Origin of the sequence: Thalassococcus profundi (assembly GCF_003344785.1) — a bacterium.
Classification (GTDB): domain Bacteria; phylum Pseudomonadota; class Alphaproteobacteria; order Rhodobacterales; family Rhodobacteraceae; genus Puniceibacterium; species Puniceibacterium profundi.
Window position 1 is genome coordinate 1 of sequence record NZ_QPMK01000012.1, and the last position, 17662, is coordinate 17662.

Annotated in this window: 21 protein-coding genes and 2 pseudogenes; 9 read left to right on the forward strand and 14 right to left on the reverse strand. The window is 61.7% G+C overall.

The window, feature by feature from the left end; translation table 11 throughout:
* The first annotated feature begins 158 nt into the window (after positions 1 to 158).
* Both DU478_RS14505 and DU478_RS14510 read left to right on the forward strand, forming a co-directional pair.
* The gene (locus DU478_RS14505; protein ID WP_114511694.1) at positions 159 to 488 is read left to right on the forward strand and encodes an arsenate reductase family protein; all 330 of its coding nucleotides are present in this window, start codon (positions 159 to 161) and stop codon (positions 486 to 488) included.
* Positions 487 to 696 (forward strand): annotated as a pseudogene (locus DU478_RS14510) (integrase core domain-containing protein); the annotation flags it as partial. The gene DU478_RS14505 and the pseudogene DU478_RS14510, both read left to right, overlap by 2 nt.
* Positions 697 to 885: 189 nt before the next feature.
* Here DU478_RS14510 and DU478_RS14515 read toward each other — a convergent pair.
* Positions 886 to 1584 (reverse strand): winged helix-turn-helix transcriptional regulator, encoded by a 699-nt coding sequence (locus tag DU478_RS14515; protein ID WP_114511695.1) that lies wholly within the window; start codon positions 1582 to 1584, stop codon positions 886 to 888.
* Between the two features lie 184 nt (positions 1585 to 1768).
* Here DU478_RS14515 and DU478_RS14520 point away from each other — a divergent pair, with 184 nt between their 5' ends.
* The 3 genes from DU478_RS14520 to DU478_RS23585 all read left to right on the forward strand — a co-directional run bounded on the left by DU478_RS14520 (position 1769) and on the right by DU478_RS23585 (position 2849).
* A complete protein-coding gene (locus DU478_RS14520) occupies positions 1769 to 1990 on the forward strand; it encodes a tautomerase family protein (protein ID WP_114511696.1) in 222 nt (73 codons plus the stop codon).
* Between the two features lie 40 nt (positions 1991 to 2030).
* On the forward strand, positions 2031 to 2432 hold the full coding sequence (locus DU478_RS14525) for a group I truncated hemoglobin (protein ID WP_114511697.1): 402 nt from the start codon (positions 2031 to 2033) through the stop codon (positions 2430 to 2432).
* A 282-nt stretch (positions 2433 to 2714) separates the two neighbouring features.
* Complete coding sequence (locus DU478_RS23585) at positions 2715 to 2849, forward strand: cupin domain-containing protein (protein ID WP_267897110.1); 135 nt, start codon at positions 2715 to 2717, stop codon at positions 2847 to 2849.
* Positions 2850 to 2949: 100 nt separating this feature from the next.
* On the opposite strand, the gene DU478_RS23635 is transcribed toward DU478_RS23585, so the two are convergent.
* The gene (locus DU478_RS23635; RefSeq protein WP_325048103.1) at positions 2950 to 3336 is read right to left on the reverse strand and encodes a helix-turn-helix domain-containing protein; all 387 of its coding nucleotides are present in this window, start codon (positions 3334 to 3336) and stop codon (positions 2950 to 2952) included.
* A 66-nt stretch (positions 3337 to 3402) separates the two neighbouring features.
* Positions 3403 to 3756 (reverse strand): annotated as a pseudogene (locus DU478_RS23640) (DJ-1/PfpI family protein); the annotation flags it as partial.
* 56 nt (positions 3757 to 3812) lie between these two features.
* On the opposite strand from DU478_RS23640, the gene DU478_RS14540 reads away from it, so the two are divergent.
* Positions 3813 to 4274, forward strand: a complete 462-nt coding sequence (locus DU478_RS14540; RefSeq protein WP_114511698.1) for a hypothetical protein — start codon at positions 3813 to 3815, stop codon at positions 4272 to 4274.
* 505 nt (positions 4275 to 4779) lie between these two features.
* Here the strand turns inward: DU478_RS14540 and DU478_RS14545 are convergent.
* From DU478_RS14545 to DU478_RS14555, 3 genes are all read right to left on the reverse strand, one after another.
* Positions 4780 to 5544, reverse strand: a complete 765-nt coding sequence (locus DU478_RS14545) for an ABC transporter permease (RefSeq protein ID WP_114511699.1) — start codon at positions 5542 to 5544, stop codon at positions 4780 to 4782.
* Entirely contained in the window at positions 5544 to 6332 is a 789-nt protein-coding gene (locus DU478_RS14550; protein ID WP_114511825.1) for an ABC transporter ATP-binding protein, read from the reverse strand. Before DU478_RS14550 ends, DU478_RS14545 begins: the two co-directional genes overlap by 1 nt.
* Before the next feature lie 61 nt (positions 6333 to 6393).
* Positions 6394 to 7401: an ABC transporter substrate-binding protein gene (locus DU478_RS14555; protein WP_114511700.1), complete on the reverse strand. Its 1008-nt coding sequence runs from the start codon at positions 7399 to 7401 to the stop codon at positions 6394 to 6396.
* A gap of 463 nt (positions 7402 to 7864) precedes the next feature.
* On the opposite strand from DU478_RS14555, the gene DU478_RS14565 reads away from it, so the two are divergent.
* The gene (locus tag DU478_RS14565; RefSeq protein ID WP_114511702.1) at positions 7865 to 8161 is read left to right on the forward strand and encodes a nickel-binding protein; all 297 of its coding nucleotides are present in this window, start codon (positions 7865 to 7867) and stop codon (positions 8159 to 8161) included.
* Between the two features lie 183 nt (positions 8162 to 8344).
* Here the strand turns inward: DU478_RS14565 and DU478_RS14570 are convergent, their stop codons facing one another.
* Together DU478_RS14570 and DU478_RS14575 are read right to left on the reverse strand one after the other, a co-directional pair.
* Positions 8345 to 8875: a phosphate-starvation-inducible protein PsiE gene (locus tag DU478_RS14570; protein ID WP_233501302.1), complete on the reverse strand. Its 531-nt coding sequence runs from the start codon at positions 8873 to 8875 to the stop codon at positions 8345 to 8347.
* A 253-nt stretch (positions 8876 to 9128) separates the two neighbouring features.
* The gene (locus DU478_RS14575; RefSeq protein ID WP_199488351.1) at positions 9129 to 10112 is read right to left on the reverse strand and encodes a class I SAM-dependent methyltransferase; all 984 of its coding nucleotides are present in this window, start codon (positions 10110 to 10112) and stop codon (positions 9129 to 9131) included.
* 237 nt (positions 10113 to 10349) lie between these two features.
* On the opposite strand from DU478_RS14575, the gene DU478_RS23720 reads away from it, so the two are divergent.
* Together DU478_RS23720 and DU478_RS14585 are read left to right on the forward strand one after the other, a co-directional pair.
* Complete coding sequence (locus DU478_RS23720; RefSeq protein WP_114511705.1) at positions 10350 to 10700, forward strand: glycosyl hydrolase family 8; 351 nt, start codon at positions 10350 to 10352, stop codon at positions 10698 to 10700.
* The gene (locus DU478_RS14585) at positions 10622 to 11302 is read left to right on the forward strand and encodes a glycosyl hydrolase family 8 (RefSeq protein WP_114511706.1); all 681 of its coding nucleotides are present in this window, start codon (positions 10622 to 10624) and stop codon (positions 11300 to 11302) included. The genes DU478_RS23720 and DU478_RS14585 overlap by 79 nt, the downstream gene beginning before the upstream one ends.
* Before the next feature lie 285 nt (positions 11303 to 11587).
* Here DU478_RS14585 and DU478_RS14590 read toward each other — a convergent pair whose 3' ends face one another.
* From DU478_RS14590 to DU478_RS14615, 6 genes are all read right to left on the reverse strand, one after another.
* Complete coding sequence (locus DU478_RS14590) at positions 11588 to 12562, reverse strand: D-2-hydroxyacid dehydrogenase (protein ID WP_114511707.1); 975 nt, start codon at positions 12560 to 12562, stop codon at positions 11588 to 11590.
* A gap of 131 nt (positions 12563 to 12693) precedes the next feature.
* Entirely contained in the window at positions 12694 to 13761 is a 1068-nt protein-coding gene (locus DU478_RS14595; RefSeq protein ID WP_114511708.1) for an Ldh family oxidoreductase, read from the reverse strand.
* Complete coding sequence (locus tag DU478_RS14600) at positions 13758 to 14648, reverse strand: NAD(P)-dependent oxidoreductase (protein ID WP_114511709.1); 891 nt, start codon at positions 14646 to 14648, stop codon at positions 13758 to 13760. The genes DU478_RS14595 and DU478_RS14600 overlap by 4 nt, the downstream gene beginning before the upstream one ends.
* A gap of 2 nt (positions 14649 to 14650) precedes the next feature.
* A complete protein-coding gene (locus DU478_RS14605) occupies positions 14651 to 16162 on the reverse strand; it encodes a tripartite tricarboxylate transporter permease (RefSeq protein ID WP_114511710.1) in 1512 nt (503 codons plus the stop codon).
* 15 nt (positions 16163 to 16177) lie between these two features.
* Positions 16178 to 16636, reverse strand: coding sequence for a tripartite tricarboxylate transporter TctB family protein (locus tag DU478_RS14610; RefSeq protein ID WP_114511711.1), 459 nt, complete (start codon positions 16634 to 16636; stop codon positions 16178 to 16180).
* On the reverse strand, positions 16636 to 17613 hold the full coding sequence (locus tag DU478_RS14615; RefSeq protein ID WP_114511712.1) for a Bug family tripartite tricarboxylate transporter substrate binding protein: 978 nt from the start codon (positions 17611 to 17613) through the stop codon (positions 16636 to 16638). Before DU478_RS14615 ends, DU478_RS14610 begins: the two co-directional genes overlap by 1 nt.
* Positions 17614 to 17662: the final 49 nt, after the last annotated feature.

Below are 17662 nucleotides of genomic sequence, written 5' to 3' on the forward strand. Positions count from 1 at the left end.
CATTGTTGCAAGCCTATCCTTCAGGCAGGTGCACAGGCGACGACGCGACAGATCCGGTTGAGCGCGCCCCGCCAACCGGCGCGAATAACCGCCCGGATGCTTGCTTTGGGGGTGTCGATACAGCAGGTTGTGGGATCGACGCCAAGGGTGATTACGACATGATGATCTACGGCTTACAGACCTGCGCAATCTGTCAGAAGGCCCACAAAGCATTGGAGGCAAAAGGAATGGATGTCTCTTTCCGTGATGTTCGGGCGGAGCCCTTGAGCGAGGCAGAATTGTCGGAGCTGATCGAAGAGTTCGGGGATCGGCTCGTGGACCGCAAATCGAATGATTACCGCGCGCTCAATAACTGGCTGAAGAATTCGGAGGCAGAGGTGCAGATCGCTGCCCAACCCAAGGTCATGGCCCGCCCGGTAATCCGTGACGGGCACAAGTTCTTTCTGGGTTGGGATGAGACTGTTCAGGAAGCTTTGCTTACGGACTAAGACGGCCTTCATCGCGCCTGGTTCACCTTGGGAAAACGGCTGCTGCGAGAGCTTCAATGCCCGGTTCCGGGACGAACTTTCGAACGGTGAGACCTTTTACAGCCTGCGTGAGGCCCAAATCCTGATCGAGGGATGGCGTCATCACTACAACACTATCAGACCGCACAGCGCTCTCGGATACCGTCCACCGGCGCCCAAAAGCATCGTCCCGATAGACCAAAGGCCGACCATGCAATCTCAGCGAACCGAATTGCCGCTGTCGGCAGAGGAGCTGGCCCGAATAAGCTTCCTCCGTGACCTTCACACCGGTTCCAGTGCGGGCTCCGACGCTGGCGGCCATACAAGGCCTCTGTCCACGCGCCAGAGGTCGCACCGCCCGGCAGGGACATTCCCGCCCTCAGCTTGCCAGCTTTTCCTGCTGCGCGAAGGGGCTGAGGCCCAGCCAGGTCTGCATGGATCGGATCAGGTCCGACGACCCGACCAGCAACAGCGCGTCGCGGTCGACGGCATCGGCCACCGACCACAGCCCCATCCAGATCTCCGTCATCGTCCGCAGATCGACGGTCGCGTAGAGATCGACGTCGAAGCCGGGGTCGATGTGGCATAGGTCCACGGTGCGGTCCGGCTCCACGATCAGCCACCATTTGCGCTGCGACTCGGGCAACTCAGGGTAGATGAACTCGATCACCACGCGCTGGTCGGGGACCGGTGTCGTGTCGAGGTTACGCCGCATCTCCCACATCAGCAACTCGGGGTCGAGGTTTTCCAGCGACGGCTCCGTCTCCACCCATTTCTGGCCCCACATGCCGATGGCCTCGATCACCGGCTGAAGGTCTCGCCCAGCCTGGGTCAGCGCGTAGGCCTCCACCTCCGGCGTTTCCGTCAGCCGTTCGCGCTTGACCACTCCCGCCGCCTCCAACTCGCTCAGGCGCTTCGACAGCAGCGCCGGCGACATCCGTGGCACGCCCCGGCGCAACTCGTTAAAACGGGACGACCCGGCGACCAGCTCGCGCAAGAGTATGACGGTCCAGCGCGTGCAAAGGACCTCAGCGGCCATCGCGACAGGGTAGAATTGCTTGTAACTCGCATTGGTCATTGCGTGCCTCCCTTCCTTGATGGGTTCGCAGCCTGACATATCGACCCCGCCTCTGGCCAGTTCAGGTCCTGTATCGTGGCCGATTCAGTTCGTGAACTGGCCGGACAGGCTCTGTGGATGTCAGGATTTCCCCATGCCGGAGCGATCCGGCAATATGAAAGGATCGAGATCAAAGGAGAACGCAATGCCCCTTGTGGATATCGAACTGATCGAAGGCGTCTTCGACGACGACCAGAAACAGCGGATGATCCGCGACGTGACCGAAGCAATGGTCAACATCCAGGGCGAGGCCATGCGCGGCATGACCTGGGTCCGGGTGCAGGAAATCGCCAGCGGCGAATGGGCCATCGGCGGCAAGCCGATGACCGCGGAGGCCGTCAGGGCGGCGCAATCCGAACCCGCCTGAGCAAACACACCCATACCCCATAACGGAGAAAGGAGCAGCAATGACCCAATCTCTCGCCGAGAAGTTGGAGACAACGACACTCTACGAACGCCTCGGAGGCGCCGCCGGCATTCGGCGAATAGTCGACGGCGCGGTCGCGGCCCATATGGAGAACCCATTGATCGGGCACCGGTTCGAACCCTATGCGGACCGCCCCGAGCGGGTCGAGGAGATCAAGCAGCACACCTGCGATTTCTTCGCCGCCGGCAGCGGCGGGCCGGACAAATACCGGGGCCGGAACATGACAGAGGCCCATCGCGGCATGGAGATCGACGGGGCTGAATACGAGGCCGCCGCGCAGGATATCCTGACGACGATGGCCGCCCTAAACTATGACCCCGAGACCCGCATCGAGGTCGCGGCGATCCTCCAGTCCCTGAAACCCGAAATTATCCATGTATGAGCGGACCGGCCCTGCGAGCCCGGTCTTGCGGAAAGGCAGGCAAGACATGACAGCAACCATCGAAACCTGTCGGTTCGAGACCCCCGATTACCGGCTCGACATGAAGGAGCGTGGCGGCATCGACATCGACATCGTGAAGACATCGCAGGGCTCCACCGGCATGCAGGCCGTGTTCGAGCCCGGCTGGACCTGGAGGCGGACGAGAAACCGCTTCTCGGCCACCCCGAAACATGCCCGATGCATCATACTGGCTACTGCCTCTCCGGGAGGCTCGTTGTCCGCATGTTCGAAAGCGGACAGGAAACGCCGATCACAAAGGGCGACTTTTTCGAGATCCCGCCGGGTCACGATGCCTATGTCGCGGGTGAGGAGCGGGTCGAACTGATCCTCTTCGAGGCGCCGCAAGGTCACGCCTGACGGCCTGGGCCTTCGACGCCTCGCGCATCGACGTGCGCAGGCCACCACGCGGGCGGAGGGCTCGGAAACGCGTCTTTCGCCCGCTTTGCAGTGTCGCGGGTCAGACCGGTCGGGGACGAAACCGCTCGCGATAGGCCGAAGGGGTAATCCCGCTATGTCGTTTGAATATGCGCCGGAAAAAGGCGACATCCTCGTATCCGACCGAAAGCCCGACCTGCTCGATCGACGGCGCCCCGTCCTCGAGCATCTTGCGCGCGGCGGTGACGCGGATCATCTGCAGGTAGGCGCCCGGCATGAGGCCTGTCGCCACCTTGAACCGACGCACGAAGTTGCGCCGACTCATGCCCGCCATGTCCGCGAGTTCCTCGACGGGCATGTCGCGGTCGTAATGCGCGCTCAGGTGATGTTCGATGTTCCGCACGTGTTCGTCGTCGTGCGGACGTGACAACGGCAGCAATGCGTAGCCGGACTGGTGTGTGCGCGGCATATCCAGAAGCAGCGCCTTGGAACATTCGATCGCGACCTCGCGACCGCAGAGCCGCTCCACCAGGTGAAGGCTCAGATCGCTCGCGGCATTCACGCCGCCGCCGCAATAGAGCCCGGCATCCTCGGTGATGAGCAGATCCGTCCGCCAGTCGACCCCCGGATAGCGCTGTCGGAAACCGTCGGCCACGCCCCAATGCGTCGTGGCCCGGCGACCCTTCAGCAGGCCGGCCTCGGCCATGAATGCGACCCCCGAACAGACCCCGGCAATACGCGTGCCGTGCCGGTATCGGTCCGAAAGCCATGGCGGGATCGCGGCGTGCCGCGCCATCCATTCGGACGGCACGGGACCCGAGGCTGACACCATGACCAGATCCACCGGACCGAGATCCTCGATCGCCCGGTCGGGCAAGATGTTCAGGCCATAGGCGCTTCGCCGCCGACCGCGTCACCGAACAGGGCGGGCTCGCCGGACTGCCCTTGCAGTCCAGCGGTGCAATCGTTTTTGCCGCCTACGGGGCGCTTGGGCTGCTCGGCCTTCTGACCGCCCGGATCAAATCCGCCATCGGCCTTCCGTGGCTCCTGCGCGCGCTCAACATCGGCGCGGCACTGTCCATCGCGATCATTGCCTGGGCGCCGACGTCGTGGGGATTCGTAGTTGTCTCAGCGGGCATGCAGGGCATGTTCGTGATGATGATCAGCGCGGTTCTGTCGCTTTGGTCAGAGCGGCTCTTTCCTGACCTCCCTTCGCTCAGCTTCACCACGGCGCTGTGGATCACCGCCGCAGGCAACATTGCGGGGCCCGCGATCGCGGGTGTGACGGCTTCCGCCTTCGGCCCTGTGCCAATGTTCTTTGGCGCGGCAGCGGTCGCTCTCGCCACGTCGCTACTGCTGACACCCGGCGTCATCCGCGAAAAGGCATCGACTACGACATCGGTCTAACGAGCTGGCAGCGCGCGGCCCTGTCAAGGGTGCAACGCGTCGACCGGACACACCGCTGAACTTGGGGTTCTACTGAATTTCTCAACGGAAGCTCAGTCCCGCCCCGCAGTAGTTGGTCGGTGTGCATCATTTCTATGCTTGGCTGAAAGTTCATTGGCAAATCAATCCGGCGCTGACCGGCGATGACCGGCAAAGCCGAGGGTGGAGCGGTTATTGAGCCCTGGTGGCCGAAATTAGAGTCACTGGTGAGGCTGGCGCGCTGCCGGCGGGGGGGGGCGTCACACTCAGATGCAATTCAGCGCCCGACGGCCCCTTCCAACGTCTCTGATGACCTCTCCGGCTTGTCTCGATCCCGCACGCCGATATCTGCCGGGACTAATCCAGACGGGCCGTTTGATCAAAAAAGACGCGCGCGGCTTACAAATCGACCTCTAGAAACTGCTGGCCTCCGGTCGTCTCTTTGTGGCTGCGCAGTGCCGCTTCTTGAGCGAACCCGACTTTAGGATCACGTCGCCTGCCGTTCCGCCCAGCCTGCGAATGTCCGTTCAAGCGCGACGACGGCGTAGTAGAGGACGATCCCGAGCACCGCGAGCGCAATCAGCACTGCGAACATCAGTGGGTAGTTGGAATTCGTCTGACCCGACAGGAACAAGGCGCCCAGCCCTCGGCCGTGGGGCGACACGATCTCGACGAGGTTGGTGCCGATGAAGGCCAGCGTCACTGAGACTTTCAGCGCGCCGAAGAACTCGGGCAGCGTCTTGGGCAGGGCGATCTTGCGGAAAATGGTAAAACGGCTCGCGCCTAGGGATCGCAGAATGTCGCGGTATTCCGGCTCCAGGGTCGACAGGCCTATCCCGACCGAAACCGCGATCGGAAAGAACGAGATCAGGAACGCCATCATCACGGTGTTGAAATCATGCTGGCCGATGAAAAGGAGCGCCAGAACCGGCACGAGCGTCGCCTTGGGGATGGCATTGAACCCGACCAAAAGCGGATAGAGCGCGTCGCGCATGATCTGCGAAAAGCCCATGACCATCCCGAGGAGCAGCCCGAAGACCACTGCGAGACCGAGGCCCGCCACTGTGCGCCACAGCGTCTGCCACGAGCCGATCAGGAAAAGCTCCCAGAACTGCGCATAGGCCGCAGGCAGATCCGAGGGCGAGGCCATAACGTAGTTGGGCCATCCATTGATCTGCACAAGCGCTTCCCAAACCACGAGGAAGGCGAGGATGGCGAGGATGGGAACGGCAATCTTGCGCAGGATTTGCATCACGCGGCCTCCGGGTCTCGGCCTTGGGCGATCTTGATCTGGTCCCGCAGGATGTGCAGCATGTCCGCTGCGATCGGGGTATAGAGCATGTCGATGGTCCGGTCCTGCGGCAGGTCGATGTCGAGGATGTATTGCGTGCGCGCCGGGCGACCCGACAGCACCACGACCTGATCCCCGAGAAAGGCACTCTCGCGCAGGTCGTGGGTGATGAGCACCGCTGTGAAGGGCTCTTTTGCGCGCAGATCTCGCATCGTCTGCCACAAATCTTCGCGGGTGAAGTTGTCGAGCGCTCCGAACGGCTCGTCCATGATGAGCACGTCGGGCTTGTGCACGATGGCGCGGCAGAGCGAGGCGCGTTGGCGCATGCCGCCCGACAGCTCTGACGGGCGCTTGGCCTCGAAGCCCGAGAGGCCCACCATCTCCAGCAGCTCTTCGGCGCGCGCGACGCGGTCCCGGCGTGGCATGGAAGGTGCGACGATCTCCAATGGCAGGATCACGTTGTCGAGGATCGTGCGCCATTCCAGTAGCACTGGGTTCTGAAACGCCATGCCGACCGTCTTGCGCGGGCTCGTCACCTTCTGCCCGTCCAGCCAGACCTCGCCCGCGTCAGGCTTCATCAGGCCCGCCACGAGTCTTGTAAGGGTGGACTTGCCACAGCCAGAGGGGCCGACCACCGCGCAGAATTCGCCCTTCGGCACGGAAATATCCAGCCCGTCGAGCACCGGCAGCGGCCCCGACCTTGTCTTGTAGGAGTGCCGAACGCCTTTGATTTCGATCAGGTTTTTCATTTCTCGCGCCCCGATCTGCCGCTGATCGCGGGCGCGGCGCGCGTGCTGCACCTTGCCATTGTCACTTCATCAGCAGCACATCGCCCTTGGGCAGGTAGCTGTCATCGAAGAACGCCGCCGCGTCGGGCTCGTTCTGGAACTCGTAGACGGTCTTGGTCTGCTCGATGGCTGCGGCAAAGCGCTCGGGATCCACGTTGCCCATGCCGTTTTCTCGCACGTAGTCGGTCAGGACATTGGCGTCGATCGACAGTTGCAGGCGTCGCTTCTCGAGATCTGCATCGGCGGCGGGGTTGCGCTTCAGAAGCGCCTCGATTGCCGCGTCGGAATCGTCAATGGCCGCCTGCCAGCCCTGTGCGATGGCGGTGAGAAAACCGGTCACCGCCTCCGGGTTGGCCTCGGCGAAATCCGTGTTCACGATGATCGCGTTCCCGTAGAGTTCCACTCCGTAATCGGCCATCAGGATCACCGAGATGTCCTCTTCGGGCACGCCCAGTCGGATCAGATTCAGCGTCGAAGAGAAGGAGAAGCCGGTCACGGCATCCACCTCGCCCTGAGCCAACATCGGCTCGCGCGTGGGGAAGCCGAGCGGCTCGACGGTGATCGCGTCAATGTCGAGATCATTCTCGGCGGCGAAAATCGGGAACTGCGCCCAAGCCCCATCGGGCGGCGGCGCGCCGAGGATGCGGCCTTCGAGATCAGCGGGTTCCGAAACGCCTTGGCTCACCCGGCCAACCACCGCAAAAGGCGGTTTGTCGTAGACCATCATCACCGGTATCACTGGCGCGTCCGGGTTCTGGTCAAGAAAACGCATCACCGAGTTTATGTCGGCGAAACCCACCGGGAACGCGCCAGTCGCGACCTTCGGAATGGCATCGAGGGATCCTGCACCTTCGGTAATCGTGACCGTGAGGCCCTGCGCCTCGAAAAGGCCGGCATCGACCGCATAGGTGTAGGGTGCGGCGGGACCTTCGAATTTCCAATCAAGTGCGAAAGGCATCTCGGTTTGCGCGAAGGCAGTGCCCGCTGCAAAAGTGACGGCGCTGACGAAGAGGAGGTGTTTGGCTATCATGGTCTTTCCCTATTGAAGGTCTCTTTTTCCTTCGGCACGTAGACGAAAACCAGTCCCCCGACATGACTACGATCAGAATATCCGATTCTTGGGCGTTGAGTGATCGTTTTTTGTGCAGAAGGCGGCCGCGTGTCCTGAAACTTGGGGTATACGCCCTACGAGGGGAAAGAGGTGCAGGGCTGGCCGGAAACCGTTCTTCTGCGCGGTCACCCTATCATCGAGAAAGGCCAGATCGTGGCAGAAGCTCAGGGGGAGGTAGCCCTCGTTGACGAGAACGATCGCGACATCCAGCTTGTCGTCACTTTTCGCCATGGGGCTTAGAATTGCATGTCTGGGCGCCGGATTCACCCTCCCTGCGGGCGAATGGCAGGATCGTCCCCGCATTCTGTCCGCATGGCCGGGTGCCAATACGAGCCTTCCGGCCCCATGCTCTGTCTGAGAACGAAGCCAGAAGGAGGCAATCATGGAACTCTATGTCATTCGCCGTCGCGGCATCTGGTCGAGCGAAGACGAGCTTGCGGCGACCAACGAGAAATCTCTTCAGGTCGGCGAAGAGATGAAAGACCGGCTCCGCTGGATCCGCAGCTACGCCGTGGCAGAAGACGACGGCCGCATCGGGTCAGTCTGCGTCTACGAGGCCAGCGACCGCGACGCAATCCGTGAACATGCCGATCGCATCGGCGCACCGGGCGACGACGTCAACCTGGTCCGTGGCACAGCTGTCAAGCGGGACGACCCTGGGCCGTTGACGGCTGTCTGAAAAGGCTCTGATCCGGAACCACATCGCACCCGGCAAGAAGCGGCATAAAGCCTTGACCTGCGTGCCGCTCCCAATCCGGGACCAGTGTCAGCTTCGGAAGCACCGTCACCATTGCGCGAGTTCGACAGTCTCTTAGCTTTGCAGGCACAGCTCTGCCCTTCCTTAGAGAGTTTGCCGCAGCTTTCAGCTCGACGAGCTTTTTCTGACGTGGACGATCACGAGGGCTGCGAAGGTGAGCAGAAGAATTGCCGCGGCTTCGAACAGGATGTTCTCGGGAGCCATTTCCTTGCCCTGAAGGATCACAAGCCTTGCAAGAGCGGTGATCGCGATGAAGATCGGGTAGACGAATACCGACTTTCTGTCTGCATAGAACACCGCAACCATGCTGATCACTTCGGCGTAGAGAAACATCAGCAGGATGTCGGCGAGATTGATGGTCTGTGCTTTGTAGACCGTCAGTATTTCGGATATCGCGCCGCCAATCGTCATCAGCACCACGACCAGCATCAGCAGTCGTTCGATCAGATGCAGGAGACCTATTGTCATTTTCTTCTCGGTGTTTCCGACGTCGGGTCCTGCAAGGAGCCCGCTGGTATCGAGATCCTCGTCAGATTGACTTTCAGCTACAGTGATTTGTTTTTTCTCCATTGCTCCCAGCCATTTGATCAAAAGGGAAATAACTATACCGCTCTCTCGCGCGCGCTGTCTATGCATGCGAAACTTTTCGGACTTTACGGGGCTCTTCCGTCAAGCGGTTCCGCGCAGGTTTGCTGCAAACCCAAGATCCGGGAGGGCGAGGATACCCTCTTCAAGGGCGCTTCCTTCTGAAGACCCTTCAAGAAGTCTGTCGCGGAATTCGATCTCCAGCGGCTTCAATGTAGTCGAGCTTGCGAATACTCTTACGATTTGGCGCAGCAGTAGGTCACAGCGCGCCCGTGGCATACGCTGGTGAAGGGTGGTGCTGTCCTCAGGATGCAATGGCCTCGGTCACGAGTGCCGTCATCCGTCCGGTGATTTGAGCCATCCCAAATCGCGCGACGAGCGCCTTTTCAAGGGCCGCCCGGACTTGTGGCAGGGGTGGATTGCCGCGCGCCTCGATTTCAAGACGGAGGGGTGACCCGTAGGTCTGACCAAAGGCAAAGTCATCGGCCGAACCTGCGTGGCTCTGCAGCTCGACAGTTTCGATCCGAATACGCTTGAAACCGGCCACCGCCAAATCGGCCTCGATCCGGGCCGTCTCGCCGTATCCATACGGAGTCCTGGCGAGAAAGAGCGGAGGGTCCTCAGGATACAACGCAATCAACGTCTCGAGGGCGATATGCGCGAAATCGTTCGTTTCGAGTGGACCCCAGCTGTTGAAGATGAAGCGCCCGCCCGGCCGAAGAACTCGGAGGATCTCGGAAAATCCCTTGATGTGGTCCGGGAAAAACATCACGCCGAACTGGCACAGGACGATATCAAAGCTTTCGTCCTCGAACGGCAGCGACATCGCGTTCGCCTCCCGCCATTCGAGCCTGTCCTCCGAACTGCGCTGTCGGGCGCATTCGAGCATCGCCGGATTGATGTCGCTGACGACATAGCGGCACCCGCCGCTCAGGCGCGATGCAAGCGCGCGCGGGACGACACCGCTACCCGCCGCCACTTCCAGCACAGCGGTCGGGTCTGCTTTTGCTACCCGACCAGCCAGATCGGCGGCATAGCCTTCGAAGAGGATCGGCACGAGGTGACTGTCGTATACCTCGGGGATGGAGCCGGAGAAGTCTGAATCGATGCTGTTCATGGTGAGGCTTTTCAGCAAGCGGTCCTTTTGACCATACCAGACGTGAGCCGAAAAGTCGCTGCCCTTGCGGCGTCCGACAACAACCCTGTCACGCGCTGGCGTCGCTCGCCCTTGACGACGGAGTTGGCGCTCCATGGCCTTCTGATGGCTGGTGGCGCATTTTTCTTTCATCGGTGCATCAATTGCTAGCGAAGGCGAGCTTCTCTGAAAACAGCTCGAATCTCCCTCTCAGAGCCGCCCTTCTTCCAGATGGCGACCTGAGTGATTATCCTTTCTTCCTCTAGCCTTGCCTCGACGAGGATCCCGCCAGTTTTGCGACAGGCAGAGCGAGTCGAAATCGGGACAAACCAAAAAGGAAGACGGACCATCGAACGACGCACCTTCATTCTAAGCGTGGCCCATGCCGCGATGACCCCCAGGATCGCGTTTTCGCAGGACGGAGGCGCCTGGCAGGGGTGGCGCGACCGGTTCCTGTCCGATGATGGGCGCGTGATCGACGATGAAAACGGGCGGATCAGCCATTCGGAGGGACAAGGGTTCGGCGCCCTTCTGGCGCAGGCGCATGGCGATCGGGAAGCATTCGAACTGATCGAGGACTGGACGCGTCGCAACCTTCTTGTGCGCCAGGACAGTTTGATGGGATGGCGCTGGAACGCGTCGACCGGCGTGGCAGATGAGGATTGGCCAACGCGACGGACGGCGACCTGTTCCGGGCTTGGGCCCTGCTGCGCGCAGAGCGGGACTCCGGCTGGCCCGTAAATGCCGGCCTCTATCAAGATATTGCGCGGGATATCGTGTCCCTGTGTCTGCGCCCCGACCCCCGGGCCCCCGGCTCGCCCTTGCTGACGCCCGGTGCCGAGGCGCGATCCGATCCCGACCGCGTTCTGTTCAACCCGTCCTACATCATGCCGCGCGCATTGTGGGCACTCGGTCTTGCCACAGAGAAACCCGAACTGCTTGCCGCGGCCGATCACGGTGAGACGGTCCTCGCGGAACTCGCGGCGCTTCACCCGCTTCCCGACTGGATCGACGTGACTGCGACCGGCTTTGCAACGCCGGCCGAACACGCCCTGCGCTCCAGCTATGACGCGCTGCGCGTGCCGCTTTATCTGTCGTGGTCAGGGAGGCGGAGCCATCCTGCGGTTCTGCGCGGCACGGAAACGCTGATGTCGGCGTCCTTGCCGGGTCACCTTGCCGTGAACGTGACCCTCGAGGGCAAGGTGCTGGCCCAGAGCGATCAGCCCGGATATCGCGCAATCGCCGACCTCGCGCAGTGCCGTGAAGTGAAGATCAGCGCGGAACAGATGGATCGGCAGAGGGAAAGACTGCGTCAAGGCTGTGGCGCGAAGACCTTTACATAGGCGGCTGAACAGACTGCGAACCGCAAGCCTGTGGAACGAGGCCCTCTAAGTATCACTGCGAAACTACTGTGTTTTCAACGACATAAATTGCGATCTTTCCTTTTGACAGTAGGTATGACGTTTTAGTGGCTTTCAACGTGTCGAGTTCTTGCGATCTACTTCACCTATTGTTCCTCTCCAGGCCTCAGCTTTCTCTCGCAGAGCAGCATTGGATTAAGACCTGGAAAGCGGACTTGTGGCGGCGGTCGCTGTGCCGTCGGAAGACTGTCAAACTCAGCAGTGACCCTATAAGACTTTGTTCGTCGGGGCGCCCTGCATGAACGCGTCGATATTGTCTACGAGTTGGTCGGCGAGCGTCTGAACCGCCTCTCGGCTTGCCCAAGCGACATGAGGCGTGAGTATAACATTTTGGCGCGAAGCGATCCTGCGCATGACATGGCCGGACCCCGGCGGTTCGGAGGTGACGACGTCGAAACCCGCTCCGGAGATGCTGCGAGCATCCAACGCCCGCTCCAGCGCGTTCTCATCGACCAGGCCGCCCCGCGCTGTGTTCAGAAGCAGTGGCCGACGCTCCATCATGCCGAATTCACGATCCGAAATGAGGTTCTTCGTGGAAGGCAGGAGAGGACAGTGAAGCGTGATCACGTCGCTGATCCGCATGACTTCGTCGAACGGCGTGTAAAGCGGACCCATCCCCTCGACACCCTTGTAACTCGAGAAGAGGACGCGCATCCCAAAGGCTTCGGCGATCCTGCCCACGGATTTCCCGAGCAGTCCATCGCCAACGATACCGATGGTCTTTCCCGAGAGATCGCTGATGGGGTAATCGAAATAGCAGAACTGATCGGCCTCGTCCCAGCGGCCCTCGATCACCGAGTGGCGATAGGGCACGATGCTACGCTGCAAGGCCAGGAGCAAAGCGAAGGTATGCTCGGGAACCGTGTTGCCGGCATAGGCGCGGATGTTGCTGACAGTGATGCCACGACTGCGGCACGCTTCCAGATCGATACAGTCATATCCGGTCGCCGCGACCGCGATCAGCCGCAGATGAGGCGCGGCTTCGAGGGCCGCGGCGTCGATCGGCACCTTGTTGGTGATGACGATCTCGGCGTCCGAAATCCGGTCTGCGACCTCGGCCGGTCCAGTTCGATCATATTCGGTCATCTGTGCCTGAAAGGCAGGTTCACGGATCGTCGTCTCTGGCGACAGCGTGCCGCGGTCCAGAAAGACGATCTGCGTTGCGGGCTTGGATACGGACATGGCTTAGCCTCCTCGAGGGGCTTGACAGTGCAGTGCGGGTCGGAGGGCGAGTCAGTCCGCCCTCGGCCTTTCCGGCACATTGAACATCGCTTTGTTGGTGGTTGCGGAATGTCGGAGCGTTCCAACCCCGATCAGGGATCGGCGCGTTCCAGAGCTGACAGGCGCGATGCGCCGACTTTCCGGGCGATTTCGTCGAGGTCGGCGACCACGTTTTCGCTTAGCGAAATCCCCGTCTTACTGGCTTCGGCGGCCCGCGTAAGTTCGATTTCACCCGGCATCCGGACAACCTCGTGACCTTCCGCCAAAGCGCTGGCCTTGAGCATCTCGACAAGCCGGGAAGTCCGTTCGGCGTGTGTGGTGCCGGCAGCGCCCTTGGCGGCATCGATGACGATAAAGACATGCGCATTGTCCTGGGTGAGTTCCCAGTCCGAATAGAGGTTCCCCATGTCACCGGCGAAGCGGCCACCGGCCAAGACGCCTGCCAGCACCTCGACCATGATCGCAAGGCCGGACCCCTTCGCCCCCGACATCGGCAACACGACACCCCTTTCTGCATCGCCTGCGTCGGTTGTGGGGCGGCCTTCGCTGTCCAGCGCCCAGCCTTCGGGAATCTTCTCGTTGCGTTTCGCCGCTTCGACGATCTTGCCGCGCGCAACAAGCGCGGTTGCCATGTCCAGGAGGATCGGCGCGTCCCCACGGGTCGGAGAGCCAAACGACAAAGGGTTGGTTCCGATCACCGCCTCCCGCCCTCCGAAGACGGCCATGGACGGCGGAGCGTTGGTCATGGCGATCGCGATGCAGCCTTCCGCAACCGCGCGTTCGATGTAATAGGATCCAGCCCCGTTGTGATTGGAATGAGCGATGGAAGCGATGGCAATGCCGCTTTCCTTTGCCGCTTCGATGCAGGCGTCCATCGCCTGGAGCGACACGACCGGTCCCGGTCCGTTATCGCCGTCAACCACAAGAAACCCGGGCGCGGTCCGCGAGATAGCGACCGATGGATTTGCCTTGACCACCCCTTTCTGAATACGTTCGGCATAAATGGGGATGCGCGTGACTCCGTGCGATCCATGGCCGCGCAAATCGGCATGAATCAGGACATCGGTCACGATTTCGGCGTCCTCGGCGGACAATCCCACCGCATGGAAGACGCCATTGGAAAACGCACGGATGGTCTCGACCGGAACGACAGCAGTCATGAGGGCATCTCCTCGCCATTCATCAGATCGTAGAACAGCCCAAGCGCGGCGCTGTCGAGCTTGGCAAAGCCTGCATTGCAAGTGGCCGTCATCAGCTGATGCGCCAGCGCGGTGGCAGGTTGGACGCGGGTCTGGTTCGCGCCCACTGACACGGCGATCCCCAGGTCCTTGCGCATGAGTTCGGCGCGGAATCCACCATCAAGCGCCTTGTCGACATAGCGCTTGGCGTGCATCTCGAGCGCGCCAGAACGCGCAGCCCCGGTGGAGAGCACCTCGCGCATCAGATGCGGATCGACCCCGGCGCTGCGGGCGATTGCCACAGCCTCGAACGCGCCCATCATGTTCACCGCGACCATGAGCTGGTTGCAGGCCTTGACCGCCTGCCCCGCACCGAGCGGGCCTACGTGATGGATGTTCTTGCCCATCGCCTCGAGCACTGGGCGCGCGCGGTCGATATCTGCCTCGTCGCCGCCGACCATGATGGTGAGAGTGCCCTCGGCGGCTCCCTTCGAGCCGCCGGAGACCGGGCCGTCGATCATCCGCACGGAGCTGGCTGCCAGTATGTCAGCGACCTCGCGGGCCTCGAACGGCGCGATGGTGGAGCAGTCAATCAACAGTCCGTCGGTCCAGTCGGCCGCGGAGAGACCGGCCTCACTCTCGACGACGCCCTTCAGAGCGGCAGCGTCGGGCACGCAGGTCACCACGATCCCGGCCGCTTCCGCCACCGCGCGTGGACTGTCCACAACTGTGGCACCGTCGTCGCGGAAACGGGCCGCCTTGTCCTCTGATGATGTGGTCACGACAAGCGGGAAACCCGCCTTCAGGATGTTTCGCGCCATTCCGGCGCCCATAACTCCGAGACCGATAAAGCCAACTGGGTCTGTCATGGTTACTCCTCTTTCTGATTGGGAACGGCGTGGCGGCGCTTCAGATCGCGCCGCAACGTCAGCGCGAAAGCCACAGCGACGAGCGCCGTGAGCGTCAAGGATACCGGATTGGTCAGGAAGGGCATGAAAGAGCCTTCGGACCGTGTCAGCGCCTGACGCAAAGCTTCCTCGAACGGCTTGGTGATGATGAATGTGATCAACAGGGGCGCCACCGGCACGTTTGTCCGGTTGAAGACGAAGCCGAGAACACCGGCGCCGAGCATGATCCAAACATCGATCATGTTGTTTCGCGCCACGTAGGCTCCGGCGATGCAGATCAGCGCCACCGAAGGCATGAGGTAGATCTTGGGGATGCGCAGCGTCATGGCCAGCGGTCGGATCGCGAAATAGCCTATCACCGCCATCAGGAGTGTCGCGAAGAGCAGCGAAAGGTAGATCGTATAGACCACCTGCGGATTCGAGATGAAGATCAGGGGCCCGGGCGTGACGCCCTGCAGCACGAGTGCGCCGAGCAGGATCGCCGTCACCGCGTCGCCGGGGATGCCAAGCGCCAAGGTCGGAATGAACGTCGCTCCGACCACGGCGTTGTTTGCGCTCTCCGAGGCTGCGACGCCCCGAACATCGCCCTTGCCAAAAGAACTGCCGTCGCCGGAGGCGCGTTTGGCATCGCCATATGCAAGAAACGAGGCAATGGTCGCTCCGATACCGGGAAGGATCCCGATCGCCGAACCGATGGCTGACGCGCGGATGACGGGCAGCGAGATGAACTTAAGGTCGCGGAAGCTGACCCGGTTGCGTTCACGGTCTTCGGAATCAAGGCTGAACTTCTGGATGCTTTGCGAGAAGCCGCGTGTGGATTCGTCAAGGATCTCAGCCAACGCGAAGAGCCCGACCAGCAGCGGAACATAACTCAAGCCGTCCATCAACGAGGTCTGGCCAAAGGTGAAGCGCGGCGTGCCGAGCATCGGGTCAGAGCCTATCGTCGCGAGCACCATGCCAACGGCGGCCGACAAGAGCCCTTTGGCCAAGGATGCGCCGGACAGGATCCCGATGACGAAGAACGTGAACAACAGCAGCGACGCGATTTCCACCGGACCGAAGCGGAGGGCGAAATTGGCCAACTCGGGAGCAACGAGAACCAAAAGGATGACCGAAAACACCGCGCCGTAGAGCGACGCAATCAGCGACACCCGCAGTGCCTTTGTGGCCAGCCCCTGCTGGGCCATGGGATAGCCGTCGAAGATCGTCGCCGCCGACGCGGGCGTGCCAGGGGCGTTCAGCAGGATCGCGGAGACCGATCCGCCGAAGATGCCCGAACCGTAAAGGCCGATGAGAAGCACAAGCGACTGGTCGGTCGGCATGAAGATCGTCAGTGGCACCGCAAGAGCGACGGCAATATTGACCGAGAGGCCGGGGATCGCGCCGATGATGAGGCCGATGCCAGTCGCGCAAATAAGCGTGATGAACACGGCCGGCTCGCCAAAGGCGAAGAGGGCTTGGGTGAAGGGATCCATGGTTCAGTTCCTGGGCTAGAACAGCGCCGCGCCCGGCAGTGGAATGAGAAAGACCTTCCGCAGGATCTGGTCCAAGAGCACCGGCAAAGCCAGAGTCAGGAGCGCGCATATCCACCAAGTGGCGGCGCGGAAGACGACGAAGACGACCGCAAGGAAGCCGACAGAGACCGGCAGGAATCCGATCCGCGGCATCAGGAAGGCCGTGACCGTGACGACACCCGCAAATAGGGCTGCGCCGCCCAAACCTTCGGTGAATTGCAATTCCGAAGCCGTGCGCGGCGTTGTCGCAACAACGGCCAGGGCGAAGATGACGACCAAACCACCGGCAAAGACAGGCAAGACAGTTGGTCCGACCGTGTAGAAATCGCCAGTGCCCAGAGCCGTCTGCTGCCGCCCCACCTCGGGCACCAGCACACCGAGATAGAGTGCTGCTGCCGCGAGGAGGACGAGAGCAAGGACGCGGTCAGCGCGCATCACTGCTCCTTGGGCGTGTCGCCGAGCGCACTGCCGATTGAATCGGACATGTCCGTCATCGCCTGCTTGAAATCAGGACCCGAAAGATAGCCGGGTGTGATGTTGGCGCGGTCGGCGAGGGTCTCGAAGGTTTCGCTTTCCATCGCCTGCTGAAACCGTTGCTGCAGGTATTCGATCGCAGCGTCCGGCGTATCGGCAGGAGCCACAAGTCCCTTCATGTTCTCGAGGTTCACGTCATATCCCAGTTCGCTCAGCGACGGCACATCGGGGATCTGTTCGGCGCGATCCGATGTCGTAGCAATCGCGTTCACTGTTCCGGCTTCGATCTGCGCGGCCGCATCGCCCGGCGTGATGATGGTCATGTCCACGTGACCGCCAAGCAAGGCCGCCAATGCGGGGGCACCACCCTGATAGGGAATATGCTGAAGTTCGATACCCGCTTCCTGAGCGAAAACAAGAAAGGCCGAATGCAGCACGCCGCCCGGTCCTGACGAGCCATAGGCCAATTCGCCCGGGTTTTCATTGGCGCGCTCGACAACCGCCTCGACGGTGTCGAGTCCGCTGCCGGTCTTTGTCACGATGACCATGTGTTCACGGTTGACCCGGGCCACACCCTTGAAGTCGTCCAGGGCATAGTTCGTCTGGCGATGGTTCGGCACCGAGGTCGATTCCGACCCGCCGCCCACCAGCAGCGTGTGACCGTCAGGCTCGGCGTTGGCGACCAGTTCAGCGGCCAGTGTGCCGGAGGCGCCGGGGCGGTTCACCACCACCAGGGGCACCGGAAAGAATTCCTGGGCCGCCGAGGCGATCAGGCGTGCGGTCTGGTCCGTGCCGCCCCCTGGCGCGAAGCCGACGACGATCTGGATCGGCTGGGAAGGCTCCCAGCCGCTGTCCTGCGCCGCAGCTGGGCTTGTGAAACCTCCCGCGACCAATGCAACCGCAAGCGCGGTGGTCTTGATGGTTCTGAAAATACTCATGTCCGATTCTCCTCCTCTGGTCGGATCGTTGCCGTGGCCCTGCAGAACG